Genomic DNA, 26,074 nt, shown 5'->3' with positions numbered 1-26,074 from the left:
GTGCAGCGAAATCAGGCGTGCTGCAGGCGCCCCGCGAACCAGCCCAGCTCTCCGGCCAGCGCAGCGCGGATCGGCCCCGGTGTGAGCCCCGTCCAGCGCTTGAACGAGCGCCGGAAGTTGGCTACGTCGTGAAAGCCCAGGTGGCGCGCCACCGCATCGTTGTCGGCCCCCTCGGCCTGGAACAGCCAGAGCGTCACGTGCGTGCGCACCCCGTCGAGCTCACCCTGGAAATGGGTATGGTGCCGCAGCAGCTGGCGCTTGAAGGTGGCCGGGCTGACGCCGAAGTCGCCCGCCGTGCGCTCGAGCGTGGGCGCGTCGCGCACGCGCGCCAGCAGGTAATCGTAGAGCGCCGCCAGCAGACCGGGTGCCTCGCGGGGTTCCAGTTCGGCCGCCTGGTGCGCCAGGCGCGCCGCCATCTCGCTGGCGCGTGGCCATGGCCGATCGAGGCAGCCAGCCGGCAGCAGCATCGCGTCGAGCTGGCAGCCAAAGCGCAGCTCGGCACCAAGATGCACATGATGCTGCTCAATGTGGCGCGGCGCGCCGCGATTGAAGCAGAAACGCCACGGCAGGCGCTCGCCGCCCAGCCAGCGGCACAGCGCCACCACGGCCGTCATGTGCATCTCGACCAGCGCCGGCCGCAGGCTCGGCGCGCCATACGCATCGACCCAGTACAGCAGCGCCACGTCGCCCCAGGTCTCAAAGCGCGGGCGCAGCAGCGGCGTCAGGCCCGCGTGGAAGCGGCACAGCGTCTGCAGCAGCGTGCGCAGGTTGGGCGCCTGCGCCAGCGCATGGCTGGCCGCACCGTCGTGCCCTGGCAGCAGTTGCTGACCCAGCATGAAGCTCGTGTCCGGGCTGTCCAGCAGGCGCAGGGTGTTCGCCAGCTGCTGCAGGTACTGGCCAGGGGTCGTTGCGCTGTCCGCGCCCGGATCGCATCCGCGCAGCAGGTCGGCGTCAAGCGCGTCGCGCGAGCGGCCGTATTCCAGCGCCAGCGCGCTGTGCCGGCGCGCCGCGGACGAGGCTGCCGTGGCGGCCTGCCAGGCGATCACGCGGGGTCCATCTGGCGGTCCATCTGCCGACACAGCGCGCTCAGGAGCGCATCGGGCGCGCCGCGTGCCGGCGCGCAGCCATGGCGCAGCGTGATGTGCACCCGGCCGCCCGGTGCGTGGTAGTGCATCGACGACACCATCCGGCACAGGTGGCCGGCGGCAGCGCGCGCCTCGGGTTCGGCCAGGCCCGGCATCAGCACGGCAAAACGGTCACCCGCATAGCGGCACAGCAGGTCGTCGTTGCGCAGGTTCAGCAGCAGCATGTGGGCGACGGCCTGCAGTGCGCGGTCGCCCTCGGGCTGGCCATGTTCGCGGTTAATGCGGTGGAAGGCGTCGATATCGAACAGCACCAGCGAGCCAACGCCGTCCGTCCGTTTGCTCTCGATGTGCAGTTGCGCGCGCAGGTAGGCCGCGTCGGCCAGCTGGGTAATGCGGTCGAACGGCCGGTGGTTGCGAAACAGCCGTTCGCGCTTGCGCATATGGTCCGACAGCGTGGCCTGCTCGCGGCGCCAATAGACCATGCCGGCGGTCAGGACCAGCATCCCCAGCGGCAGCAGCGCCTCCAGCACGTTGTCCCACAACGCGGCCTTCTCGACATCGAACACTTCATCCAGACAGTCGGCCCACGACCCCAGCATGATGCAGGCCAGGCCACCGGCAAGCAGGCGCGTGACCACGCCGTCCGGCCGGCTGGTCAGGACGAGCCCGCACCACAAGGCCGCCAGCAGGGCCGTGCCGCCCTCGCTGGCGATGTCCACCAGGTCCCACGCCGCGAACGGGATGGCCGGACCGGCGCCGGCAAACAGGAACACGACGGCGCCGAGCAGGCCGGCGATCAACAGAGCTTGGCGGATCAGGGGAGACATGGGCGGCGCGGTCAGGGAAGATCGCCGGAACATAGCGCAACCAGATGACCGCAGGATGACAGGATGGCAAAGCTGTGGCGCCGCCGCACAGGGTCAAAACAGCTCACATAAAATCGCGCAAAGCGTCCCGGCTCACTGCCCGCCCGGTGGCGTCGTCAAAAGCGGCAGGGTCAATTCGGCTCAGGAAAACCGTGCACCGCGTCAGATACCGGATGGCGACCGCTCGTGGTCACCGATAGGTCACATTCAGGCACCAGAATCCGCCGCATCCCAACCATTGGATTCTCCCCCATGCGCCACTTTGCCCTCCCCGCCCTGACCGCCGGCCTGCTGGCCGCCGCTGGCGTACATGCCGCCGAAACGGCCAGCGTGATCGTCACCGGCCAGCGCGCCAGCCTGGCGCGCGCTATCGCCGCCCAGGAGCAGGCCGACAATATCGTCAGTGTCGTCAGCAGCGACGACATCGGCCACCTGCCGGACAAGAACGCGGCCGAGGCGCTGGCGCGGATGCCAGGCGTCTCGGTCCAGCGCGACCAGGGCGAAGGCCGCTATGTCGTGGTGCGCGGGCTGGATGCGGACTACAACAGCGTGACCATCAACGGCGCGCTGGTACCGTCGCCGGAAGCGACGCGCCGCGCAGTGGCGCTGGACGTACTGCCGGCCGGGATGATCCGCTCGCTCGAAGTGACCAAGTCGGCCACGCCGGACCAGGATGCCAACTCGCTGGGCGGCAGCGTCGAGGTCAAGACCTTGTCCGCATTCGACCTGCCTGGCACATTGCTGAACGTGGGCGCGGCGGTCGGCCACGACACCAACACGAGCCAGAACAGCCCGAGCGCCAACCTGCTGTGGGCCCAGCGTTTCATGGACGGCAAACTGGGCGTGGCCGCCGGCATCTCGGGCGAAAAGCGCAAGTTCGGTTCGGACAACGTGGAAACGGGCGGCGACTGGAACGGCAAGCGCCTGGCCGGTTTCGAGCTGCGCGACTACCTGCCCACGCGCGAACGCCGCGCCGGCGCCATCAATCTCGATTACCGCCCGGACGCCGCGACGAGCTACGCGCTGCGCGGCTTCATCAGCCGCTTCTCGGACGAAGAATCGCGCGACCGCATGACGATCGGCGACTTCGAAGGCAATGAAGACGGTGTGCTCGAAGGTGAAACGGACACCGCCACCCTCGAGCGCCGCCTGCGCCAGCGCAAGTACACACAAGAGATCCGCTCGCTCACCGGTTCGCTCGATCGCCGCATGGGCCAGTACTGGAAGCTGCACGCCGAAGCAGCGGCCAGCAGCGCCACCGACAAGACGCCGGACGCGATTGCCGATGCGCGCTTCACCAATCTCGATAGCTTCGATGGCATCGGCTTTACCAATCCCCGCACGCCACATCTGATCGCGCCCGCCGGCGTGGCCGACGCCGCTAACTACGAACTCGATTCGTTCGCGCTCGAACGCGCCTCCGCCAAAGACAGCACCCGCCAGCTGCGCCTGGACCTGCAGCGCGACTTCGACGCCGGCGACTGGAACGGCGCCGTCAAGTTCGGCGCCAAGACCACGCGCCGCGACAAGAAGACCGACACCGAGGCCTGGGAATACGGCAGCGACGACCCGACCGACGACGATTACTTTGGCGCCGGCCCGACCTCGATGAGCGCGTTCGTGAATGGCACGCGCCTGAATTACCCGTTCGGCAATCTCGGTTACGCGATCGATCCGGCGCTGGTGCGTGCACGCCTGGCCGGCCTGGCACGCGACCCGGCCCGCGTGGCCGTCGATTCGGCGCTGGACGACTTCAAGCTGCAGGAGGACATCGACGCCGCCTACCTGCAAACGAGCCTGCGCCGCGGCGCCTGGTCGCTGCTGGCCGGCGTACGCGCCGAGCGCACGCGCTTTACGGCCGACGGCTCGCAAGTGGCCGACGACGACATCACACCACGCTCCGCCAGCCGCTCGTACACCAACTGGCTACCCGGCGTGCACCTGCGCTTTGACGTCGACCAGGCCACCAGCGTGCGCGCCGCATGGAGCAACTCGGTCGTGCGCGCCAACTTCGCCCAGCTGGCGCCGGGCGTGAGCCTGGACGGCGACGACGAAGCGACGATCGGCAACCCTGACCTGGCGCCGCTGCGCTCGCACAACCTGGACCTGGGCATCGAGCGCGTGATCGGCGGCGATGGCGTGGTCTCGGCCTATGTCTTCACCAAGGCCATCCGCGACTTCACCTACACCACGGATCTCGCCGGCAGTGGCGCCTGGGCCGACTACAGCAGCGCGATCTCGTACAAGAATGGCGACAAGGCCCGCGTGCGCGGCATCGAGCTGGCCTGGCAGCAGCCGCTGCGCATGCTGCCCGCGCCGTTCAATGGTCTGCTGGTCGGCATCAACGGCAGCATCACCAATTCGCGCGCCACAATCGACAGCGCCGATGGCGACGGTGGCCGCGCCGCGCGCACGATCCGCATGCCGGGCCAGTCGAACCGCGTCGGCAACGTGATGCTCGGCTACGAAGCCGGTCCGTTCAGCGCGCGCCTGGCAATGAACTACAAGTCGCCGTATCTGCTGGAGCTGGGCGAGGATACGCTGGACGCGACACAGGACCGCTTCGTCGACACCCAGAAGCAGCTGGACCTGTCGATGTCCTGGAAACTGGACAAGCGCTGGCAGCTCACGTTCGACGCCAGCAACCTGAATAACGAACATTACTATGTGTACCTGGGCGACAAGTCGCGCAATGCGCAGCACGAACAATACGGCCGCACCTACAAGATCGGCCTGAAAGCGAGCATCTTCTGATGAACAAGACCGTTTCTCCGATCCTGCAAGCCGTCCTGCTGGCCTGCTCCCTGGCCGCGCCGGCATGGGGCGCTGCACCAACGGTGCCGGCCACCCTGAACGACGCCGAAGAACTGGCCGCGCTGCCCGGCGGCGGCTGGCTGGCGCTGGACAAGCGCGCGCTGCGCCTGGTCGGCGCCGATGGCCGCGAGCGCGCCCGCCTGCCACTGCGTGGCGAACGACTCGACCTGCGCCCGCTGGACGGAGGCGCACTGGCCATCGTCGTCGACGCCAACGCAGAACGCGCGCTGCCGGTGCAGATCGACGTCAAGGCCGGCACACTGCGCGCATTGCCCGTGCTACCGGACACGGGCTTCGGCATCGAGGCGGCCTGCCTGTACCGCGATGCGCAGCAGCTCGACTACGTATTCCTGGTCGCGAAGGATGGCCAGGCGCAGCAATGGCTGCTGGGTAGCGGCGGTAGTGGGGGTAGTGGCGCCAGCAACGAACACCGCCTGGTGCGCCGTCTGGCGCTGCCATCCGGCGTCGAGGTGTGCCGCGTCGACGATGCGCGTGGCACGCTGTTCGCGGCCGAAGAAGGCATGGGCCTGTGGGCGTATGGCGCCGATGCCGAAGGCCCGCCAGCCCGCACGCCGGTAGCGCTGCAGGCGCCGCACGGTCGCTTGACGGGTGAACTGACCGCACTGGCCGTCCTGCCGGGCGGCGTGGCCGCGATCGACGACAAGGGTGCCCTGCTGACCTGGAAGCGCGACGGCAAGCGCTGGCGCGCGCTGCCGGCCCGCCCGCTCGGTGCGCAACAACTGGTGGCGCTGGCGCCGGCGTCCGACAAGCTGGCCGTGCGCACGAAGCAAGGCTGGCAAGCCCCGGCGCTGGCCTGGAAGGCCGGCAGCGCGCCGCCCAAACACCTGCCGATCGTGCTGCCCCGCATGCAGACCGAACCCGTCGCGCAGCTGGGCGACGCGGCCGACGATCCGGCGATCTGGATTCACCCGACCGACCCTGCCAAATCGCGCATCCTGGGCACCAACAAGAAGCAGGGCATGCTGGTGTATGACCTGCAGGGCCGTCAGACGCAACTGCTCGCAGCCGGCCGTCTGAACAACGTCGACCTGCGCCAGGATGTGCGCTTCGGCGCGGAACGCTTCGACCTGGCCGTGGCCACCCAGCGCGACGAGCAGGCGATGGTGCTGTTTACGATCGATGCACAGGGCGAGCTGCGCGAAGCGGCGCGCCTGCCCACCGGTCTGGGCGACATCTACGGCACCTGCCTGCTGCGCACGCCCGAAGGTGGCCTCGACGCGTTCGTCAACGACAAGGACGGCCGCTACGAGCATTACCAGATCACGCGCAGTGGCGGCCAGTTCGGTGCACGGCTGGCGCGCACGTTCAAGCTGGCGTCGCAGCCAGAAGGTTGCGTGGCGGATGACCGCAGCGGCCTGCTGTTCGTGGGCGAAGAAGACCGCGGCCTGTGGGTGACGTCGGCGCGTGCCGACCAACCCGCGACGTTAAAGATGATCATGCCGGTGGGCGAATGGCTGCACGACGATGTCGAAGGCATGGGCATCTACCACGGCGCAAAACGCAGCTATCTGGTGGTGTCGAGCCAGGGCAATAACAGCTACGTCGTGTTCGATGCGGCGGCGCCGTTTGCGGTGCGCGGCGCGTTCCGGGTGGGACTCGACGCGGTCAACGGCATCGACGGCGCATCCGAGACCGATGGACTGGACGTGACATCGACCAATCTCGGCGGCCCGTTCGCGCGTGGCATGCTGGTGGTGCACGACGGCTACAAGCGCATGCCGGACGGGGCGCAGAACTACAAGGCCGTGGCGTGGGACGATATCGCCAGGGCCTTGCAGCTCGACTAATGCTGCTAGACCGAGCGCGCCTGACAAAACCGTTCGACATACGTCAACGCCCAGCGCCGTGCTGCCGAATTGAAGGAACGCGGCGTCGGCAATTTCTTCATCATGCAAGGCGCCAATCCGCTACGCCATGCGATCTCGCTGGGCGGGTTCAAGTCCGATGGCGCGACCCGGAAGCTGGTCGACCAGCTGCAGCGCCAGGGCGTGCGCAGCGTGCGGGTGTTGCCGCGCGGCCCGCAGGGCACGCGCACGGCGTTCAAGTACCGTGCGATCGAGCCGGCGCCGCGCACGCGGCTGGCCGATATCGCCGACAACTACGCGGGCGCGACGCCGGGCGATTGTCGCCAGCCGCTGGTCACTGGCTGAGAGCCGCTAGCCGCGCGTGCCGGCCTGGCGCAGGCGGGCGCGTACCTGCTTCGCCAGCGCCTCATCCACGCCGTCCTCGAAGGCGCGCGCCAGCTGCTCCAGCCATCGAGTCTCGCCTTGTTTCGCCCAGCGTTCCAGCAGGCTCCGGGCATACGCGGTATCGCGCGGACCGCCGCGGCCTGTGGCACGCAGCACGGCCAGCCGGATATTGGCTTCCTCGATGTCCGGCGCCAGCGCATACAGCGCGCGCGCCCTGGCCGCATCCCGTTCGCGGCCAAGGCCGTCCTCGAACATCCGCCCAAGCCAGTAGAAGCCGGCCACCGAACCGTCTGCGCCGGATTTTTCGAACAGGGAGTAGGCGCGCGCGTAGTCGCGCGCCACGCCGCTGCCCTCGAAATACATGATGCCAAGACGCAGGATGCCGATGGCTTCCCCCCGTCGGCCGCGGCGGTCATCCAGCGCACGGCCGCCTCCATATCCCTGGGCACGCCCTCGCCGTTCTGCAAGAGAGTGGCGACCTGGGTCATCGCATCGATGTCACCCTTTTGCGCCGCCTTCAGGTACCACTTGTAGGCCTCGGCCGGATCGGCCTTCACCCCGCGCCCGAGCCTGTACTGCTGGCCCAGATTGTAGAATGCGATCGGGTCGTCCAGATGCGCGGATTTCAGGTACCAGCCATGCGCCTGCGCCGGGTCGCGCGCCACTGTCTTCGCGCTTTCCAGCATGTAGCCGTACTTGGTCATCCCCATGACGTAGCCCTGCTCCGCCGACTTGCGATACCAGGCCAGGGCGGTCTTTTCGTCCGCCGCAACGCCATCGCCAAACTCGTAGCGCAAGCCCAGATTGTGCTGGGCGATCGCGTTGCCCTGTTCGGCGGACTGGCGATACCAGGCCACCGCCTGTCTCATGTCCTTGACCAGTCCCTCGCCGTGCGCGTACATATAGCCGAGCTCGAGCTGGGCGGAAGCGCTGCCCTGGTCTGCCGCGAGGCGGTACAGCTGCGCCGCCTTGGCCAGGTCGCGCTCCACGCCGCGCCCTTCGTACAGCGCTTGTCCCAATGCAAAGCTGGCGTCAGCCACGCCGAGCGCCGCCGCGCGCTGGTACCAGAAGATCGCATAGGCGGGGTCTTTGGGATAGCCATCGCCATCGAAGTAGCGCCGGCCCACCAGGGCCATCGCGTAGGGATTGCCGCGCTCCGCGCTGGTGCGCAGCAGCGCCACCGCCTTCGCCTCGTCCTGCGGCACGCCTCGGCCAAGGCGGTACGACTCGGACAGCGCCAGGGCGGCCCGGTCGTCGCCGTTGTCGGCGGCCTTCCGGTACCACTGCGCCGCCAGGGCCGGATCGGCGGCGTCCGGCGGCGCCTGCCCCGTGCCGGCCGTCATGAACTGCTTCCTCAGTGCGGCCATGGCCTGGAAATACAGGGGCGAGCTGCGGATGCCGGCTTCTGCCAGCCGCCTGAACGCCGCCAGCGCGCCGGCCTGGTCGCCGGCCGCCAGCCGCTGCTGTCCGATGTAGAACAGCGCCTCGGTCAGGGCATGGGCGCGCGCCTGCGCAGGCAACGCCTCGACCTGGGCCAGCAGTGCATCCTGGGCGATCAGGCCGGCCTGCATCGCCAGCAGGGGCCGCGGCCAGGGCGCATCGGGCGCTGCCGCGGCGCGCTGCACGGCGCTGGGTGGCAGCGGGCGCCGGCCGCGCTGCAGCAGCGCGACCTGGTCGATGATATCGAGTTCGGCGCCGGCGGATGGATCGGCCTTGGCCTGCGCCTCCAGGTAGCGCTGCATGGCCGCCAGCGCCGCATCCACCTCGCCCTCTTCCAGCAACGCCCAGGCCAGGCTGCGCAGGCCGCTGATATCCGTGGCGGCCAGTTCGCCGCCGAGCTCGCGGTACAGGCGCACGCTGGCCGCATGGTCGCCGGCCTCGAAGCTCAGCCCCGCGCGGCAGGCGCGCGCCGCCGGGTCGCGTGCATCGCCCTTGACGACGCGCTGGGCACGGGCCAGCGCGTCCAGAGTGGACTGCTCCAGCAGGCCCCTGGTGTCGCGCGCAGCCTTGATCAGCAGGCAGGCATCGGCACGGCCGATCCTGGCGTCGTCGCGCGGGTCCATCGCCTGTGCCAGCATGGCAGCAACCGTCGCCATGCGCACCAAGTCGACGTCGCGCGCGCTGTAGCCGAGCGCCGGCTTGGCGATCCTGTCGGTCTCGCGCAGGCTGTAGCGGCCATAGGCGAGTTCCTCGAGCTGCTTGCCTTGCGCTTGCAGCGCTGGCACCTCGGCGGCGGGGACGATCAGCGCCTTGGCGCGATAATCGACCATGTGGTTGACCTGGTTGCCGCGAAAGACGTAGCTTTCCTGCGCCTGGAAGTAGGGATTGTCGATCTGGCGCACCCATGGCGCCTGGGCGGCGCGCACGTCGTCTGGCCACACGATGTCGAGGCGGTAGCGGCCATGGAAGCGCGCCGCCGGCATCTCGAGCGGGAATTGCCTCTCCAGGTTGTCGGGCAGGTTCATCACCCCTTCCAGCGGCCGCACCCGGTAATCGATCGCATGGACGCCATCGACCGCCTTGACCGCCTGCGGCAGGCGAAAGCGTGCGCGCAGCTCCAGCTGGTTGGCCTGTTTGTCGTCGACGATAACGGGCGCCTCGAGCAGCGCGACGCCGGGATAGCGTTTCTCGTAACCCTTGAGCGCGGTTTTTTTCAGTTCCAGCGGCGAGAGCGCGGCAAACTCAGGACGCGCGCGCTCGGCCATCCCGGCGCGGAAGATCTCACGCGTGGCCAGCGCCGCGTCGCCGCCATAATCGGCGACCGTCATGGTTTCGACGATTTCGTAGTCGGGCGCCTGGCCGCCCTGCTCCGGCAGCACGATCAGCGCGGTGGCGGCCGGATCGGCTGGCAAGGCGGCGGCGCCAGGGAACGGCGCCGACAGCGTTGCCAGCGCCGCCTGCTGGCCGGCGGCGGTCGGGTCGACGTAATACAGCTTGCCGTCGACCTGCAGTTCGACGATGGCGTGATCGAACCAGCCCGGCGATGGCACGCCCTTGGCTGGCAGCGCCGGCACGCTGGCCGACAGCAGCAGCGGCCGCGCCCTGATCCCGAGCTCGCCCAGCAGCGTGACCAGGAGGTAGCTCTTGTCCTTGCAATCGCCGAAGCGGCGCTGGAGCACCGTGGCAGGCGCCTGCGGCTTGTGCGAGTTCTCGCCGATGGCAACGCTGAAATAGCGGATCTCGTCCTGCACCCAGTGCAGGGCCGCAGCAGCCTGCGCGGCCGGCGCGCCGCGGCCGCGGAACTCCTCGGCCAGCGCCTTGAGGGCGGGACTGGCGGTCGCCGGCGGGAACAGGCCGCTGGCCCAGCGCGCCACCGAGGCCCAGTCGGGGAATTCGGAAAACTGCAGCATCCGCGCCGCGAGATAGTCGCGCGCGATGGCCGGCTCGGCCTCGATCGCATCGATGCCCCTGCCCTCGAATACCAGCATCTCGTGGGCCCCGGCCTGGGCGCTGCGCGGCGCGATCGCCTCGGCGCGGTAGTCGCCCAACTGGCGCCAGGCCGGCTTGCGCCCCTTCGGATAGAGCACGGTCAGGCGGCGCTGCTCGACCGGCGTCAGGCGGTCCCACGCATATTCGTCGAACCACTGCTTTCCGAATACCGGGTTGGCGCCCGCCACGCTATAGGTCAGCCACAAGGTGTCGCCCACCCGCACGTCTTCCAGCAACAGCTGGACGGTGCTGGCGCCGCCATACATGCCCTGTCCCAGCGCCGCCTCGCGCTGCAGGACGCGTGCGTCGACGCTCGCCGTGCGCTCCAGCACCTTGCCGTCGCGCAGGATGGCGACCCGGTGCAGGCTCAAGGTCTGGTAATCGGCCTGGTAGCTCAGGCTCACCTGCCCGATCGCCGGCAGCGCGCTGCGCTCGTTGACCTGGATCGCGCGGTTGACCAGGTAGGCGCTCTGGTCACCGACCAGCGCCTGCGTCTCGTCGAGGCGCAGCACCACGGGGTCGAGGCGCTCGGTGCGCGGTATCTCGGCCAGCGGCTGGATCCAGCCAGGCAAGGGGGCGGCGCGATGCCAGCCTGCCTTGCCCGCCTGGGCAGGGATAGCTGGTTTGGAAGGAGCTGCAACGGCGGGGACGTGCGCGCATGTCAACAACGTGGCAAGGGCGATGGGACCGTAGCGCATGATCATGATTTTCAAAATGCATGAAGCGTAGCGATAGAAATGCTGACATGCAAGGACGCCGCGCCGATCGTCGCGAAAATGAGAACCGCGCGTTGCGCGCGGTGGCAGGTTGCTACATTTTCGGCGTGCGCAACGGCTCTGCTGGCGACAGTAGGTGACGCCAGCCAATTTGCTAGCGGGCGGGAGGTGGCTGCTTCATTTGGGCTCACGCCCAAACAAAACAGCTCGAGAGGAAAAGGGCGATTGCTCGGCATTAGCAAGCGCGGCGACGCTTATCTGCGCAGTTTGCTCGTGCATGGAGCCCGAGCGGTCATCCGAACCGCACAAGCGAAGACGGATCAATTGAGCATATGGGTAATCCGCATCGCTTTGCAATGGTCCGGTAAAGCGCTTCGATCCCGTAGACCTGAGCGACTTCGGCTTCATCTTTCTCAGTACTGTTGAGCGCTTGAGAGCGGCTCCGCACGCCGTACTGTGCTTGTCCTGCATTGCTGCGGAAACAAGCAACGCACGAACTTTATCTTGGCTCGTCATCAACTGTTCATCTTTCATCCCTAAGCTGATCCTCGCAAGGCTGCAGTTTTTGTGTTTCCCTGACAACCGACCTGGATCAATCAAATGCAAATTTTCGATTCCGCGTTCGCATGCACAAAGGTGCACGCATGAGCCGTCGCGACTTCCTCCGCACAATGGGCAAGACCAGTGGCGCCAGCGCCGTCCTTGCTGCCTTTCCGCCATCCATACAGAAAGCCCTGGCCCTCCCCGCCAATCAGCGCACCCGTAGCCTGCAGGACGTCGAGCATATCGTCGTGCTGACGCAGGAAAACCGCAGTTTCGACCACTACTTTGGCACTCTGGAAGGGGTGCGCGGATTCGGTGATCCCTTTCCGATCCCGGTAATGGACCGCCAGAACCTCTTCAATCGCAAGTCGGTCTTCGTGCAGCGCTCGGTTGGAGGCGCGCCGGTGCCGGGCCGGCCGAACTGGCCCCAGGGCCGCGCCATCGCGCCGTTCCGGCTCAATACAGTGCAGGACTTCCCGGTGATGCGCGTGGCCGGGACACCGCACGCCTGGCTGGATGCACAACTGGCGTGGGACAACGGACGAATGAACGACTGGTGCACGGTCAAGCAGAACCACTCGATGGGCTACTACGCCGAGGCCGATATCCCCTTCCAGTTCGCGCTCGCGCGTGCCTTCACGATTTGCGACCACTACCACTGCGCGACGCAAACCGGCACCAACACGAACCGCCTGTTCCTGTTCAGCGGCCACAACGATCCTCTTGCGGTGGCAGGCGGCCCCTCGACCGACAACAGCCGCGACGACTTCAATCCGGATACGTCCACCGACTACCTGTGGACTACCTATCCGGAGCGCTTGCAAGCGGCCGGCATCAGCTGGCAGGTCTACCAGAACATGGCGGACAACTTCACCGATAACTCGCTGGCAGGATTTCGCTCCTTCCGCAACGCGTGGTATCGCAGGCCCGGCTATTCGCAAGCGCTGCGCGACCGAGGCACCAGCACACGCGACCTCGACCTGCTCAAAGCCGACGTGCTGGCCAACCGACTGCCGCAGGTCAGCTGGGTCGTGGCCACAGCCGAAGGCTCCGAACACCCGGGCCCCTCGAGCCCCGCTTCGGGCGCTGACTACATCGCGCGCGTGCTCGACGCCCTGACGGCCAATCCCGACAGCTGGAGCAAGACGGTCCTGATTATCAACTTCGACGAGAACGACGGCTTCTTCGACCACATGCCGCCGCCGTCAGTCCCGGCTTACACGGATAACGGCGGCAATTCTGCACAGTCCCAGCTCGCCGGCGCGTCGACAGTCGATACGACCGGCGAATACCATCATGTGCTTAACGGCGCCGACGCACGCACGCACCACCGCCCCTACGGGCTCGGGCCACGCGTGCCGATGTACGTCATCTCGCCCTGGACCAAGGGCGGCTGGGTGAACTCGCAGGTCTTCGACCACACCTCGGTGTTGCGCTTCATCGAGGCGCGTTTTGGCGTGCGCGAACCGCTCATCAGCGCATGGCGTCGCGCGGTGAGCGGCAACCTGCTGTCCTGCTTCGACTTCGCCAACCCGAACGACAACGGCTTCGCGCAACTGCTGCCAGAAACGGCGTCGCGGCGCGCAATGGCGATGGGCCTGCCGAACACCAAGGTGCCCACGACGCCGGCCACGCTGGCAGCGCCCGTCCAGGCGGCCGGTGTGCGGCCGGCACGCGCCCTGCCCTACGAGCTCCAGGTACAGGCCCAGGTGCCGGCCGGAGGCGGCCAGGTAGTGCTCAACTTCGAAAACCTCGGCGAAGCCGGAGCGGTGTTCCATGTGTACGACCGTCTCGCGCTAGACCAGATCCCGCGTCGCTATACCGTCGAACCCGGGAAACAGCTGCAAGGCAGCTGGAACACCGCGGCCGCTTACGACCTGTGGATATTGGGACCGAACGGCTTCCACCGCCACATCGTCGGGGACGTGCGTGGCGCAGTCACCGCAGGATGGCCGGAAATGCGTATGCGCGCCGACCGCAGGGCTGGCGAACTGGTGATCGATCTGGTTAACAACGGCGCGCAGCCCTGCACCTTCCAGCTCACCGCCAACAAGTATTACGCAAACAAGCCAATGGAAATGCGAGTCGTGGCACGCTCGACGAGCACAATCCGGTTGCCGCTGGCATCGAGCTCGAACTGGTACGACTACAGCTTGCGCGTGAATGGCCTGCCAGGCTGGCTGCGCCGCTTTGCCGGCCATCTGGAAAACGGCTCGCCGTCAATCAGCGACCCGGCAATGCGCGGGGCCGCCCAACTCGACCAGTACCGCGTCGTTTGATCTTTACAAGGAGCTTTTATGAAGTCTCGATTTCTCGTTGCCGCCGTCTTGTTCGCCGTGGCTTGCAGCGGCCAGGCCGCAGCCATCTACCGTCAGAACCTCGTTGTCAATGGCGATGCCGAAGCGGGCATGAACGGCTGGACGGGCTACCCGGACTACAACATGGTCCAGTCGGTGAACTATGGCAGCAACTGGGTGCTGCCCAGTCAGCCTGGCCCGGCCGATCGCGGCAGCAACATGTTTGCCGGGCTGGGGCAGTATGCCGTCGGCTTCCAGACACTCGACTTGAGCGTGTCGACGACCACGAACATCTCGTATTCCCTGAGCGGCTGGCTTGGCGGTTGGGCCGACCAGGGCGATAACGCCTTGTTCTACGTGCAGTTTTTTGATGACCTCGACAACGAGATAGGCAGCTCCGCGATCGGTCCCGTCACCCCGGCGGATCGCGGCAACCAGACCGGCCTGTACTATCGCGAGGCAGCGGGATTCATGCCTACCGGAACCCGCAAGCTGTCCTTCTGGCTATCAATGGAGCGCCTCGTCTCGGGCGACAACGATGGCTATGCCGATAATCTGTCATTCGTCCTGCTGGAGCCCGTCAACGAGGTGCCGGAACCGGCCATGGCGTCGATGTTCCTGCTTGGCGCCGGCATGCTGGGGTGGTCGCGCCGCCACAGGAACGCGGCCAGCAAGGCGTAATCGGCGCCATGCAGCTTCGTAATAATTTTGCCGTAGAAAACTAGCGGAAAATGTTGGATGCCGGCCTAGCGACACTTGACCTTTTAAAACGCTTGCTACGGCGTTTTTGCAAGGTCGAGAGTGGTAGAGAGACCCCGGAACACGCCAATCGCACTTGTTTACACAGGCTGGGCCGGGGCCGGTAGTTCGCATCAGCATAGGAGGTCGCAAGGCTTAAAATCCGGCGACCGCCTTGACAGGCAGCTGTCGGCCGAACCCGGCCGTTCGGGCCAGCGTAGCAGGTTGGCAGGTTGAAAATTCAGCGGTGACCGCGACAGGCCGGAACCGACCCATTGCAGACATTCAGGCTATGACTTTAAGGTCCCAGCGATTCGGCGCGTCAGGTGTCCGGCGAAAAATGCTATCGCTCCAAGACCAAACGCCATTGTTAGTACGACTGGCACGACAACAATTGCAGATGAACGCTCAGACGCCGTGCCTGCAACTAAACCCAAGGCAATCCAGCAGCACAGGGCCAGCGTCAAGCCTGCAAAAAATCGGGGCGCGTCTGCTTTGAAGCATCCCGCTACGAATGCGACCAGGACTGAGAGAAAAGCAGCCGTCAGCCCAAAGCCAGACGTTGCCGCCATAACAACTGCGTAGATTCCAAACGCCACCGCGCCAGCTATCAGTGACCAACTTTGAGATATCATTTTTGTGCGCAGAGCAGGTCTATTAACAGCGTTTAAACGGTCGGCCCCATGTCCGCTTCTGGCGGAATGCAGCCTTATCGGCCCGAGGCAGACATCCAGCTCATCAGGTAAGGCCATGCAATTCAAAGACGTGCAGAAATGCCCCGTTCCTACAAAAGACATCTTGGCCGATCAGTTCCTTAAGCACTCGCCGGGTACGTACCGAAGTTAAGTCTTTGGCCTGTGCATCGGTCGGTTTGGTATAGATATTAGCGGACTCAGCCAGCCAATGTTGTAGCTCACAAATCAGATGTTCCTTGCCCGGTGATTTGACTGGGCTGTTTGCCATCTTCAGGATGGTTGTGATCCATGTCCAAGGCTCCCGTCGCGCTAGTGAAAGGGCGAGTGCATGGTCAGATCTTTCCTCCACCAGGGTCAGTGCTTCGTCCAGATCGATGTATGCGCCGAGATCTTCCATCAACACGAGAGCCAGTTTTCGAACCCTGGGAAATTGGGAAAGTAACGCAAATCGCAGGATTTCATCGCGGGCATCAGGAGCCAGACGAGCCCATGACATGACAGCAGTTGTCTGCGTCCGAGCGTGCGGAAGGTCTGCAAACCGTCTGATGAGCGCGATATGGTCGCGCGTGCCACATGCCGCCAACGAGGCCAGGCAAATACGCGTCCTGCGCATCGCCAGCACGTCCTGTGTAAGGCGGTCGACATAAAACTGCGCAACCGGATAGCCTTTTTGTTTTAAGTACCACATCGCTACTTCACGTACCGACCTTTGCGAATCTAGTAGAGCCTGCTCGGCCAAAGCATCTGCGTGTTCGTCCGCAGAGGTCAATGCCTCGCGCAGAGCGACCGTGCGAACTGCGCCGAAGGCACTCGCCAACCCGGTTGCTGCCAAGGTTCTCCGCTCGTTTGCTTCCAACGTACTTCCCAAACGCCAAGCGGCAAGCGACGTGCCGAAGTCGGCCCCCTTGGCGAGCACGCGCTGCGCCAACCGGTCTGCGCCAAGTAGGGAATGCGATTTGACGATGTCGAAGCAAGAGCGCGCAATCTCGCCAGTACCCATGACTGCCTCGGCAACTAGAGCATCGCCCCCCAAGGCGTCAACGACTGTGGCGTGGTATTTGTCAATCCAGTCGGAATGATTCTCGCGCTTGGCAAGTCGCAACCGATCAATGTCAGGAAGCGTTTTCAAGATGGCGGAGGGCGGGAGCAACGGTACAAGCGTGAGGAGCGCCGTGCGGGCAGCTTGACGTACCTGCGGAACCCAGTCGTTCAATCGCTCCAAGATTGCGTCGAGAAGTTCTGGCGAGCGGAGCTCGACAGCGCGGACCAGCACTCCCTCTCGTAGGAATCCGTCATAGTGACGCGACCAATCGACCAGTTGGGAAATCGATGCTTTTTTCAGATCCTCGCGGACCCCGGCCGAAGTCTGCGGACGCGAACCGAAAAGAAAGCTTAATAGTTTGCTCATGCTGCAAGTCCAGGATGTAGGGGCGTTAAATTTGTTTGTTGCCGGTCTGGCGGTAGCGTTAAGCCCTCCGCGAATGGCGATGCTATCCTCACCAACCGTAACCCAGCGGGAGAGCAGCAATCCGTATTTGTGGGTATTCTGGTTCCTCGGTTAAATCACTGCTCTTTGGTGGTTGCCGACCTTCGGTTGCGTCCGCTTCCGACTCGAAGCAGTGGTTCGTTCTTCAAATAACGATGACGTCAGGGTAGATTTGAAGGCTCTCGTATTGGGTCGAATTGTCATGCAGGCGCAGCTGCAGTCCGCTCTGAAACCTGATCTCCATGGTCTGCTTGCTTAGCACGACGCAACTATCGACCGTCTCGTTCATGAGCTTTTGAAAGGCCGTGGTAGTCCAATTTCGCTCTTCGTCCCACGTAGCGACTAGCTCCTCGCCCTCAAACACCTCAACCAAACTTTGAACGCACATTCTGGTTCCTGAGTAGAAGAGAAATTGGACGTCGTACCGCCCGAGACAGATCTGATGTATCTCCGATCTGACGACGCCTTCCAGCTTTAAATCTTCCGAAAGCCGTGCATTCGATTCCTTTGTATATCGGTAGATCGACAGGCCGGTGTCGTCCCGAAGCAGACCTGATTAAATGGGCTCATCACCCTCAGTATTTTCTTGAATTTGACCACGCTTCCGTAGCATCTTTGCTGCTGCTGATGAGAGGACGTCGTCCTCTAACACCTGGAGCATTAGACGGCCCATCTCATCAAAATACCCCACAAGATGACTGTCAACAGCAAGCCAGCGGTCCAAAGATATGCCGTCCTGCGTCAATGCTTGTATAACGTCTTTATCTTTGATTTTCATTCTCCAGCAATGTCTGCTCTTGGCCGAAAGCGGCCGGGCGGCATGGCTCAGTGTACAAGCATGTTGCCGCCAGACGAAGCAACAGATTTTGTCATGCGTTCTAACCTGTCACGCCTGCTGCGCCGTCGGCGCGCCGGTCACCGGCTCCAGCAAGTGGCCGCTCAACCAGCGCGCCACTTCCGCCGCCCTGCCCTCGATTTGCGGGCCAAGACCCTCCCTGGCCAGCAGCGCAATCCCGTTCGGATTACGCAGCACGCCTTTCTGCAGCACTGGCCGACCGCTGGTCGTATCGATGCAGATAGCGTCGAACCCCGCCTGCAGCAGCGGCGCAAGCACCAGATTGTGCGACGACACCAGCACCAGGTCGTGCTCAGACAACTGCTCGAGCACCGCAGCGGCAGCAGACACCGACTCGAGATGGTTCGTGCCGCGAAACACCTCATCGATCAGGCACACACCGGCCGTCTGGCCGGCTGCTTCGAGCAGTTCGCGGGCACGCCGCAATTCCGCCATGTACAGGCTCTCGCCGCCGAGCAGCGAATCCTCGTTCTGCATGCTGGCGCGCACCGGCACCGCCGGCAGGCGCGCCCGCGTGGCGTAGCAAAAGCCGAACGCGCGCGCCGCAAGCAGGTTCAGGCCCACCATGCGCAGGAAGGTACTCTTGCCCGACGCGTTCTGGCCTGAGACAAACGCGCCGCGCTCATGCAGCGACAAGGACAGCGGCGCCGGCTGCGCCATCAGCGGATGCACGCCATCTTCCAGCAGCAGCTCGCGCGCCCCGCCACGTTCGGCCCAGCACCAGCGCGGCATCGCGTGCAGGTGCCGCGCCAGTGCCACGTCGGCTTCCAGATTGGCGCACGCCAGATAGCACTCGCGCAGAAACGCGCGCTGCCCGAACACGATGCGCGCCGTCCTGAAGTAATGCGCGATATTCCCGGCAGCGAACCAGTCGGCATACTGCCTGCCGCCCGGAATCATGCGCAGCGCGAAGGGCCGGTCGAGGCGCACGTGCAGACGCGCGGCGGCTGCGCGCGCCGCCACGAACGGTTCGGTCAACGCCCCGCCACCCTTGCCGAGCAGGCCCACGGTGGCAAGCAGCGCGCCCAGCGAGCGGATGGTCGCGGTCCAGCCCTCCATCTCTTGGTGATAGCGGATCTGCAGCGCCATCAGCGGCGCGAGCGCGGCCAGCGTCAGCATCCAGCCAAGTGGCAACGTCACCAGCGCCGCGACCGACACCAGCAGCAGCACCGGCAGTAGCCATAACCAGCGCGCCCACCACGGCGTCACGGGCGGCGTCTCGCCGAACAACAGCGCGCTCACATCGACATCCGCATGGCGCAGTATCCGCAGTTGCGCGTGCAGCGCGGCCAGGTGCGCGGGGTCGGCGATCAAGCCTTGCAGGCGCGTGCGCTGGGCGCTGCAGGCGGCATCGTCCACACCCGCGCGCAGGCGCCGGTGCAGTACCTGGCGCCCGAAAATGCTGGCATCGAGCGCCAGCTTGTCCTCGAACGATGGCAGCAGCAGATCGTCCCAAGTCTGGGCATCGATGCTGGCACGGTTGGCACCATCCTGATCGTGCAGACGCCTGATATCCTGGGGCGTGAAGAAGTGGTTCGGCGGCGGCGCGATCGATGGCGCCAGTGTGGCGAGGGAGGAACGCCAGAGGTGCTGCAGATGGTCGAACGACGACAAGGTCAGTCCTGAAAAGAGCCGGCGGCGCCGGTTGCAAGGTGCATGTGCAGACGGCATGGCGAACTTGCAAGAAGGAAAACGTTCCAATGGCGAAATTATCTTTTTTGCATAATGAACGCCCCTGCAGACAATGTTCGTTTCCCAACATACCGAGGCAGTAAACACTGGCAGGATGCCATCTTGACCATCTCTATAACAATGTCCAGGAAAGGCAGGCCCTCATGAAACGCGCTTCGCTCGCCGCCGCACTATGCCTCGTGTTCGGCTCCGCCACTGCCCAGCAGGGCGATGGCACCCAGTTCTCCACCAAGATCAACGTCTGGAAGCCCAACAAGGTCGAAGCGACGCCCGAGCGGATCCGTGCACTCAAGGCACCGCCCGGCTTCACGGTCAGTGCCTTCGCAACCGGCCTGAAAAATGCCCGCATCATCGCCGTCGCGCCCAGCGGCGACATCTATGTGAGCCGTCGTGACCAGGGCGACGTGCTGCTGCTGCGCGACACCAACAACGACGGCCGCGCCGACGGCGAGCCGATCACGGTGGCCAACCGCACTGGCGCACACGGCCTGGCGATCCGCGACAACAAGCTGTATCTGGTGACGGTCAAGGAGCTGTTCGTGGCCGACATCCAGAAGGATGGTCGCCTGGGCGAACTCAAGATGCTGATCGGCGACCTGCCCGATTCGGGCCAGCACCCGAACCGCACGATGGCCTTCGGCCCGGACGGCATGCTGTACCTGAGCGTGGGCAGCACCTGCAATACCTGCAATGAGAGCAATCCCGAAAACGCCACGCTGCTGCGCATTTCGCCGGACGGCAAGCAGCGCACCATCTTTGCCAGCGGCCTGCGCAACCTGATCGGCTATGCCTGGCATCCGACGACGGGCGAGCTGTGGGGCTTCGACCATGGCATCGACTTCCTCGGCGACGACGTGCAGGCCGAGGAGATCAACAAGATCGAACTGGGTAAACAGTATGGCTGGCCGCACGTGTATGGCGCCAATGAGATCTACCCGCAAAGCACGCCCGTGGGCGAGATCACCAAGGAGCAGTGGAAAGCGCGCAGCACGCCGATGGTGCTTGGCTACACGGCGCACGCAGCACCGATGCAATGGGTGTTCGGCGCCGGCAGCGCGTTCCCGGCCGAGTACCAGGGCGATGCGTTCGTGACGATGCGCGGTTCGTGGAACCGGGTGCCGGCATCGGGCTACGAAATCGTGCGTGTGCGCTACCAGAACGGCCAGCCGACGAAGGTCGAGCCGTTCGTCACGGGCTTCCTGACTGACGGCGGCAAGACCCACATCGCGCGCCCGGTCGGACTGGCGATGGCGAAGGACGGTTCGCTCTTGATGGCGGATGATGCCAACGGCGTGATCTATCGGGTCGCCTACACGGGTGGCAAGGCGATGGCGGCCACGCCGCCGAAGGCGCCAGCAGGCCCGCTCGAACAGCAAACCAGCAAAGGCACCAATGTGCCGCTAGCGCTCAAGCGCCCCGAGACCGAGGCAAAAGGGCAAATGACCGTCTCGTCGCCCAGCTTTGCCGCCAATGGCATGATGAACGAGCGCTATACCGAGTACGCCGATGGCGTCTCACCGGCGCTGGCGTGGAAAGCGGTGGCCGGTGCGAAGTCGTACGTGATCATCGCGGAAGACCCGGACGCCAAACCCGCCCTGCCCTTCGTGCACTGGGTGATGTGGAATATCCCGGCCAATGTCACCAGCGTGCCGGAAGGCGTGCAGGAGCAAGCCCGCCTGTCGGATCCGGACGGCGTGCTGCAAGGCCTGACGACGCGCGGTTCGCCGGGCTACTACGGGCCGAAGCCGCCACCGGGTGAAGCAGCGCACCGCTACCACTTCCAGGTGATGGCACTCGACACGATGCTGGACGTGCCGTTTGGCGCCGACCGCGATCAGGTGCTGGCTGCGATGAAGGGCCATGTTCTGGCCAAGGGCGAAATCGTCGGCAAGTACGCGCAGAAGCAGAAGCCACAGAAGTAAGTCCTGACCGGCGGCCGTGTCCGCGGCCGCCCGGACGGACACCGCGGACAGCGGTGTCCGCGATTCCCCTCCATACGAATCAATGACTTAACGCCTGGCACGGATCGTGCAATAACGACCATCACACCGTCGTTACTGGACCACCATGATCCCCGAACCATCCCGGCAGGACACCACCCTGACGCCGCCCCCGGCGCAACGATTCAAGCGCCGCGCCTGGATGATCGGCGCGGCCGCTGCGCTGGTCGCCGTCAGCGCCACGCTGTACGCCGCCTGGAACAACAGCGAACATAGCGTCTCGGCCAGCCGCATCCGCATCGCCGAGGTAGCGCGCGGCACGCTGGTGCGCGACGCCGCCGTCAATGGCCGCGTAGTGGCCGCCGTCAGCCCCACGCTGTATGCCACCGCCCCGGCCACCGTCAACCTGAAGGTTGCCGCCGGCGACACGGTCAAGAAGGGCGATGTGCTGGCGCTGCTCGAATCGCCCGACCTGACCGATGCCCTGAAACGCGAAGTGTCGACCTGGGAGCAGCTCAAGGCCGAAGTGGCGCGCCAGCAGATCCTGTCACGCAAGCAGAAGCTGCTGGCCCAGCGCGAAGCCGACACCGCCGAGATCGACCGCCTGTCGGCCCAGCGCACGCTGGAGCGCTACGACAGCGTCGGCCAGATCGGCATCATCGCCAAGATCGACTACCAGAAGGCCAGGGATGCCGTCAATTCAGCCGGCATCCGCGCCAGCCACGCCAGGCAGGCCGCCGTGCTCGAAGGCGACGACGTCGAACTGGCGATCAAGACCAAGACCAATGAACTGGAACGCCAGCGCCTGTCGATGGCCAATGCCCAGCGCCGCGTCGACGAACTGACCGTGCGCGCGCCGGTCGATGGCTTTATCGGCACGCTCAATGTGCAGCACCGGATGGTGGTCGCCGCCAACGCGCCGTTGATGACGCTGGTGGACCTGTCGCGGCTGGAGGTCGAACTGGAAGTGCCCGAAACCTATGCCGGCGACATGGGCCTGGGCATGCGCGCCGAGATCACCCTGCCGTCGGGGCGCGCCACCGGCACGCTGTCGGCGCTGTCGCCCGAGGTGGTCAAGAGCCACGTGCTGGCGCGGGTGCGCTTCGATGGCGCGCAGCCGACCGGCCTGCGCCAGAGCCAGCGCGTCAGCGCGCGCCTGCTGATCGAGGAAAAACCGGATGTGCTGATGGTGCAGCGCGGCCCGTTCGTCGAGAACGAAGGTGGGCGTCATGCCTACGTGATGCATGACGGCGTGGCCGTGCGCACGCCGATCCGGATCGGCGCCACCAGTATCTCGGCCGTTGAAATCATCGACGGCCTGAAAGCCGGCGACAAGGTGGTGGTCTCGGGCACCGATGCCTTCGACAATGCCCCACGCGTCTCAATCAATCAATGAACCACGGAGCCAGACTATGCTGCGCATGACCAACCTGAGCAAGGTGTACCGCACCCACATGATCGAGACGCACGCGCTGCGCGGCTTCGCGATCCACGTCAGCCAGGGCGAATTCGTCACCGTGACCGGCCCGTCCGGCTCGGGCAAGACGAGCTTTCTGAACATCGCCGGCCTGCTCGAAGAATTCACGTCGGGCGAGTTCATTCTCGACGGCGTGAACGTCAAGGGCCTGGACGACGCGGCGCGCTCGCGCCTGCGCAACGAAAAGCTCGGCTTCATCTTCCAGGGCTTCAACCTGATCCCCGACCTGAACCTGTTCGACAACGTCGACGTGCCGCTGCGCTACCGCGGCTTCAATGCGCGCGAGCGCAAGGAACGGATCGAGGATGCCCTCGGCAAGGTGGGCCTGGCCTCGCGCATGAAGCACTATCCGGCCGAACTCTCGGGCGGCCAGCAGCAGCGCGTGGCGATCGCGCGCGCACTGGCCGGCAGTCCGAAACTGCTGCTGGCCGATGAACCGACCGGCAACCTCGATACGCAGATGGCGCGCGGCGTGATGGAACTGCTCGAAGAAATCAATGCGGCCGGCACCACGATTTTGATGGTGACCCACGACCCGGAACTGGCCGTGCGCACTCACCGCAACGTGCACATCATCGATGGCCAGGTGTCGGATCTGGTGCGGCGCGCGCCATCGCTGCACCAGGCCCATACCGACGTCACGGCATAAGGAGCAGCAATGTTCGGCTATTACCTGATGCTTGGCGTGCGCAGCCTGCGCCGCAATCCGTATCTCACCGTGCTGATGGTGCTGACGCTGGCGATCGGCGTGGCCGCCAGCGTGAGCACGCTGACCATCCTGCACGCGATGTCGGGCGACCCGATTCCGGCCAAGAGCGAGCGCCTGTTCGTGCCGTTCATCGACAACGGCGCGCGCAACGGTTACATCCCTGGATCGGAACCGATCGATATGCAGTCAACGTACCAGGACGCGATGAATTTGCTGCGCATCGCGCCTGCCGAACGTGGTGTGGCCATGTTCGCCACTGGCATGCCGGTCGAGCCGCCACGCGCCGGCAGCGCGCCGTTTCAGTCGTATGGCCTGGCGCCGACGCGTACATTCTTCGCGATGTTCGACGTGCCGTTCCGGTACGGCCAGCCGTGGAGTGAAGAAGACGAGGCGCGCGGCGCCAATGTGGTGATCCTGAACCGCACCGTGGCCGAAAAAATGTTCGGCGAGGCCAACCCGGTGGGCCAGCGCCTGCGCATGGGCGGCGAACCGTTCACGGTAGTGGGCGTGCTGGGCGACTGGAACCCGATGCCGCGCTATTACAAGCTGATCGGAAGCGGTCCGGCCACCGGTGAAGAATTCATGATCCCGCTGACCACTGCGGTGCGCAAGGAGCTGCAACCTTATGGCAGCGTCAATTGCAGCCAGGCCCGCGATCCGGGCTACGCCAGCCTGCTGGCCTCGGAGTGCACCTGGATCCAGCTCTGGTTCGAGACCCGCTCCGGCGCCGATCGCGCCGATCTTCAGAGCGCGCTCGAAAATTACGCCAGCGAGCAGCGCAAGCTGGGCCGCCTGCCGCGCCCGGCACCGGTCGAACTGTACGACGTCATGGCATGGATGGAAAAGCAGAAAGTGGTGGGTAACGACACCCGCTTGTCGGCCTGGCTCGCCTTTGGCTTTTTGGCCCTGTGCCTGGTCAACACGGTCGGCCTGCTGCTGGCGAAGTTCTCGGTACGCGCCGCCGAAGTGGGCGTGCGCCGCGCCCTGGGCGCGTCGAAGCGCGACATCTTCCGCCAGTTCCTGATCGAGACGGGCGTGGTGGGCCTGGCCGGCGGCGTGCTGGGACTGGGGCTGGCCGTCGGCGCGCTGGCCCTGATCGGCATGCAGAGCAAGGACATGGCGGCCGTGGCGCGCATGGACTGGCAAATGCTGGCCCTGACCTTCGTGCTGTCGATTGCCGCTGCACTGATTGCGGGCCTGCTGCCGACCTGGCGCGCGTGCCAGGTCACGCCCGCCATCCAGCTCAAATCGCAATGAACGCTCACCACACCATCACGGGAGACTGACCATGGAAATCCGCCCCATCCTGTCGGCGCTCATGCGCAACAAGACCGGCCCCATTCTGGTGGCCATGCAGGTCGCCCTGAGCCTGGCGATCCTGGCCAACGCCCTGCACATCGTCAATGACCGGCGCGCCGTGGCAGCGCGGCCATCCGGGCTGGAGGACGAAGCCGCGACCTTCTATTTTTCGCTGCGTCATCTGAACCAGGACACGCCGGAACAGATGCTCGCCTCGATCAAGCGCGAGCTCCAGGTGCTGCGCGCGGTGCCGGGCATGGTGGCGGTGGCGCAGGTGTCGCAGATGCCGATGTCGAACAGCGGCGGCACGTCCAGCATCGCGGCCGATCCGCGCCAGGCGCGCGAAAGCGCCTACGCATCGACCTATTTCACGGGCGATTCGCTGGTCAGGACGCTGGGCCTGCAACTGGTCGAAGGGCGCGATTTTTCCAGCCAGGACATCCCCGAGGTAAACGAAACGACCAACGCCGGGGAGCCAACGCAGATGATCGTGACGCGCGCCCTGGCCGGCAAGCTGTGGCCCGGCGCATCGGCGGTGGGCAAGTCCCTGTACTTTGGTACCGGCGATGGCACGCCAAGCGCCCGGGTGATCGGGGTCGTCGAGCGCCTGGCGAGCGCCCACGCCGAAGTGGGCGAGCGCGGCGAATTTTCGATGATCATGCCAGCGCGGCACTATGGCAGTGGCGGCGCGATGTATGCGATGCGCAGCGAACCGGGGCAGCGCGACCGCGTAATGCAGGCCGCCGAGCAGGCACTGCGCGCATCGTCAGCCACACCGATGATCATGCGCATCAAGACAACCCAGGAAGACCGCAAGAACCGCTACCGCGCCGACCTTGCGTTGTCGTGGATGCTGGTGACGGTCAGCGTGCTGCTGCTCCTGGTGACCTGCAGCGGCATCGTCGGCATGGCCAGCCTGTGGGTGACGCAGCGCCGCAAGCAGATCGGCGTGCGGCGTGCCCTTGGTGCGCGCAGGATCGACATCCTGCGCTACTTCATCGTCGAGAACGTGATGATCACGAGCGTCGGCGTGATCGGCGGCGTGCTGCTGGGCGTTGGTCTGAACCAGCTCCTGGTGACCAAGCTCGACATGGCGCGCCTGCCGGTGGCGTACCTGATCGGCGGCGCCCTGATGTTCTGGGTGATCGGCATCCTGGCGGCGTATGGCCCGGCCTGGCGTGCGGCACGCACGTCGCCGGCGCTGGCCACCCGCAGCCTGTGA

The 26,074-nt window shown here is 65.5% G+C and carries 16 protein-coding genes and 2 pseudogenes; 11 read left to right on the top strand and 7 right to left on the bottom strand.

The window, feature by feature from the left end; translation table 11 throughout:
- Nucleotides 1–11 precede the first annotated feature (11 nt).
- Both ACZ0AJ_RS21395 and ACZ0AJ_RS21390 read right to left on the bottom strand, forming a co-directional pair.
- Entirely contained in the window at nucleotides 12–1,046 is a 1,035-nt protein-coding gene (locus ACZ0AJ_RS21395) for an AraC family transcriptional regulator (protein WP_499456428.1), read from the bottom strand.
- Nucleotides 1,043–1,912: a GGDEF domain-containing protein gene (locus ACZ0AJ_RS21390; protein ID WP_499456427.1), complete on the bottom strand. Its 870-nt coding sequence runs from the start codon at nucleotides 1,910–1,912 to the stop codon at nucleotides 1,043–1,045. The genes ACZ0AJ_RS21395 and ACZ0AJ_RS21390 overlap by 4 nt, the downstream gene beginning before the upstream one ends.
- A 291-nt stretch (nucleotides 1,913–2,203) precedes the next feature.
- On the opposite strand from ACZ0AJ_RS21390, the gene ACZ0AJ_RS21385 reads away from it, so the two are divergent.
- From ACZ0AJ_RS21385 to ACZ0AJ_RS21375, 3 genes are all read left to right on the top strand, one after another.
- Nucleotides 2,204–4,705 carry a TonB-dependent receptor gene (locus ACZ0AJ_RS21385; protein ID WP_499456426.1) on the top strand — a complete coding sequence of 834 codons (2,502 nt, stop codon included), beginning with the start codon at nucleotides 2,204–2,206 and terminating at the stop codon, nucleotides 4,703–4,705.
- A complete protein-coding gene (locus tag ACZ0AJ_RS21380; protein ID WP_499456425.1) occupies nucleotides 4,705–6,573 on the top strand; it encodes a phytase in 1,869 nt (622 codons plus the stop codon). Before ACZ0AJ_RS21385 ends, ACZ0AJ_RS21380 begins: the two co-directional genes overlap by 1 nt.
- 69 nt (nucleotides 6,574–6,642) lie before the next feature.
- Nucleotides 6,643–6,936: a hypothetical protein gene (locus ACZ0AJ_RS21375; RefSeq protein ID WP_499456424.1), complete on the top strand. Its 294-nt coding sequence runs from the start codon at nucleotides 6,643–6,645 to the stop codon at nucleotides 6,934–6,936.
- A 6-nt stretch (nucleotides 6,937–6,942) separates the two neighbouring features.
- On the opposite strand, the gene ACZ0AJ_RS21370 is transcribed toward ACZ0AJ_RS21375, so the two are convergent.
- Together ACZ0AJ_RS21370 and ACZ0AJ_RS21365 are read right to left on the bottom strand one after the other, a co-directional pair.
- Nucleotides 6,943–7,338 (bottom strand): tetratricopeptide repeat protein, encoded by a 396-nt coding sequence (locus ACZ0AJ_RS21370; protein ID WP_499456825.1) that lies wholly within the window; start codon nucleotides 7,336–7,338, stop codon nucleotides 6,943–6,945.
- A 41-nt stretch (nucleotides 7,339–7,379) separates the two neighbouring features.
- Nucleotides 7,380–11,102: pseudogene (locus tag ACZ0AJ_RS21365) on the bottom strand (DUF3857 domain-containing protein); the annotation flags it as partial.
- Between the two features lie 129 nt (nucleotides 11,103–11,231).
- Between ACZ0AJ_RS21365 and ACZ0AJ_RS21360 the strand changes: the two are divergent.
- From ACZ0AJ_RS21360 to ACZ0AJ_RS21350, 3 genes and pseudogenes are all read left to right on the top strand, one after another.
- Nucleotides 11,232–11,418, top strand: a pseudogene (locus tag ACZ0AJ_RS21360) (transposase); the annotation flags it as partial.
- Between the two features lie 346 nt (nucleotides 11,419–11,764).
- Nucleotides 11,765–13,942 (top strand): phosphocholine-specific phospholipase C, encoded by a 2,178-nt coding sequence (locus ACZ0AJ_RS21355; RefSeq protein ID WP_499456423.1) that lies wholly within the window; start codon nucleotides 11,765–11,767, stop codon nucleotides 13,940–13,942.
- 18 nt (nucleotides 13,943–13,960) lie between these two features.
- A complete protein-coding gene (locus ACZ0AJ_RS21350) occupies nucleotides 13,961–14,641 on the top strand; it encodes a PEP-CTERM sorting domain-containing protein (RefSeq protein WP_499456422.1) in 681 nt (226 codons plus the stop codon).
- A 795-nt stretch (nucleotides 14,642–15,436) separates the two neighbouring features.
- On the opposite strand, the gene ACZ0AJ_RS21345 is transcribed toward ACZ0AJ_RS21350, so the two are convergent.
- The 3 genes from ACZ0AJ_RS21345 to ACZ0AJ_RS21335 all read right to left on the bottom strand — a co-directional run bounded on the left by ACZ0AJ_RS21345 (nucleotide 15,437) and on the right by ACZ0AJ_RS21335 (nucleotide 19,349).
- A complete protein-coding gene (locus ACZ0AJ_RS21345; RefSeq protein WP_499456421.1) occupies nucleotides 15,437–16,801 on the bottom strand; it encodes a hypothetical protein in 1,365 nt (454 codons plus the stop codon).
- A gap of 634 nt (nucleotides 16,802–17,435) precedes the next feature.
- On the bottom strand, nucleotides 17,436–17,657 hold the full coding sequence (locus ACZ0AJ_RS21340; protein ID WP_499456420.1) for a hypothetical protein: 222 nt from the start codon (nucleotides 17,655–17,657) through the stop codon (nucleotides 17,436–17,438).
- Between the two features lie 108 nt (nucleotides 17,658–17,765).
- Entirely contained in the window at nucleotides 17,766–19,349 is a 1,584-nt protein-coding gene (locus ACZ0AJ_RS21335) for a MutS-related protein (RefSeq protein WP_499456419.1), read from the bottom strand.
- Nucleotides 19,350–19,570: 221 nt separating this feature from the next.
- On the opposite strand from ACZ0AJ_RS21335, the gene ACZ0AJ_RS21330 reads away from it, so the two are divergent.
- The 5 genes from ACZ0AJ_RS21330 (at nucleotide 19,571) to ACZ0AJ_RS21310 (ending at nucleotide 26,074) form a co-directional block, all read left to right on the top strand.
- A complete protein-coding gene (locus ACZ0AJ_RS21330; RefSeq protein WP_499456418.1) occupies nucleotides 19,571–21,349 on the top strand; it encodes a YbhB/YbcL family Raf kinase inhibitor-like protein in 1,779 nt (592 codons plus the stop codon).
- A 145-nt stretch (nucleotides 21,350–21,494) separates the two neighbouring features.
- A complete protein-coding gene (locus tag ACZ0AJ_RS21325) occupies nucleotides 21,495–22,763 on the top strand; it encodes an efflux RND transporter periplasmic adaptor subunit (RefSeq protein ID WP_499456417.1) in 1,269 nt (422 codons plus the stop codon).
- Between the two features lie 16 nt (nucleotides 22,764–22,779).
- Nucleotides 22,780–23,493: an ABC transporter ATP-binding protein gene (locus tag ACZ0AJ_RS21320; protein ID WP_183554333.1), complete on the top strand. Its 714-nt coding sequence runs from the start codon at nucleotides 22,780–22,782 to the stop codon at nucleotides 23,491–23,493.
- Between the two features lie 9 nt (nucleotides 23,494–23,502).
- The gene (locus tag ACZ0AJ_RS21315) at nucleotides 23,503–24,810 is read left to right on the top strand and encodes an ABC transporter permease (protein WP_499456416.1); all 1,308 of its coding nucleotides are present in this window, start codon (nucleotides 23,503–23,505) and stop codon (nucleotides 24,808–24,810) included.
- A gap of 31 nt (nucleotides 24,811–24,841) precedes the next feature.
- Complete coding sequence (locus ACZ0AJ_RS21310; RefSeq protein WP_499456415.1) at nucleotides 24,842–26,074, top strand: ABC transporter permease; 1,233 nt, start codon at nucleotides 24,842–24,844, stop codon at nucleotides 26,072–26,074.

Source organism: Telluria sp. AC161 (genome assembly GCF_979258535.1).
The sequence above is the reverse complement of the archived record's forward strand: the minus strand, read 5'-3'. Positions and strand labels throughout refer to the sequence as shown.

Bases quoted from the DNA above. Each gene is read 5' to 3' on its own strand.
- ACZ0AJ_RS21390 (WP_499456427.1), bottom strand. From the start codon at position 1,912: ATGTCTCCCCTGATCCGCCAAGCTCTGTTGATCGCCGGCCTGCTCGGC.
- ACZ0AJ_RS21385 (WP_499456426.1), top strand. From the start codon at position 2,204: ATGCGCCACTTTGCCCTCCCCGCCCTGACCGCCGGCCTGCTGGCCGCC.
- ACZ0AJ_RS21380 (WP_499456425.1), top strand. From the start codon at position 4,705: ATGAACAAGACCGTTTCTCCGATCCTGCAAGCCGTCCTGCTGGCCTGC.
- ACZ0AJ_RS21370 (WP_499456825.1), bottom strand. From the start codon at position 7,338: ATGTATTTCGAGGGCAGCGGCGTGGCGCGCGACTACGCGCGCGCCTAC.
- ACZ0AJ_RS21355 (WP_499456423.1), top strand. From the start codon at position 11,765: ATGAGCCGTCGCGACTTCCTCCGCACAATGGGCAAGACCAGTGGCGCC.
- ACZ0AJ_RS21350 (WP_499456422.1), top strand. From the start codon at position 13,961: ATGAAGTCTCGATTTCTCGTTGCCGCCGTCTTGTTCGCCGTGGCTTGC.
- ACZ0AJ_RS21345 (WP_499456421.1), bottom strand. From the start codon at position 16,801: ATGAGCAAACTATTAAGCTTTCTTTTCGGTTCGCGTCCGCAGACTTCG.
- ACZ0AJ_RS21340 (WP_499456420.1), bottom strand. From the start codon at position 17,657: ATGAAAATCAAAGATAAAGACGTTATACAAGCATTGACGCAGGACGGC.
- ACZ0AJ_RS21330 (WP_499456418.1), top strand. From the start codon at position 19,571: ATGAAACGCGCTTCGCTCGCCGCCGCACTATGCCTCGTGTTCGGCTCC.
- ACZ0AJ_RS21325 (WP_499456417.1), top strand. From the start codon at position 21,495: ATGATCCCCGAACCATCCCGGCAGGACACCACCCTGACGCCGCCCCCG.
- ACZ0AJ_RS21320 (WP_183554333.1), top strand. From the start codon at position 22,780: ATGCTGCGCATGACCAACCTGAGCAAGGTGTACCGCACCCACATGATC.
- ACZ0AJ_RS21315 (WP_499456416.1), top strand. From the start codon at position 23,503: ATGTTCGGCTATTACCTGATGCTTGGCGTGCGCAGCCTGCGCCGCAAT.
- ACZ0AJ_RS21310 (WP_499456415.1), top strand. From the start codon at position 24,842: ATGGAAATCCGCCCCATCCTGTCGGCGCTCATGCGCAACAAGACCGGC.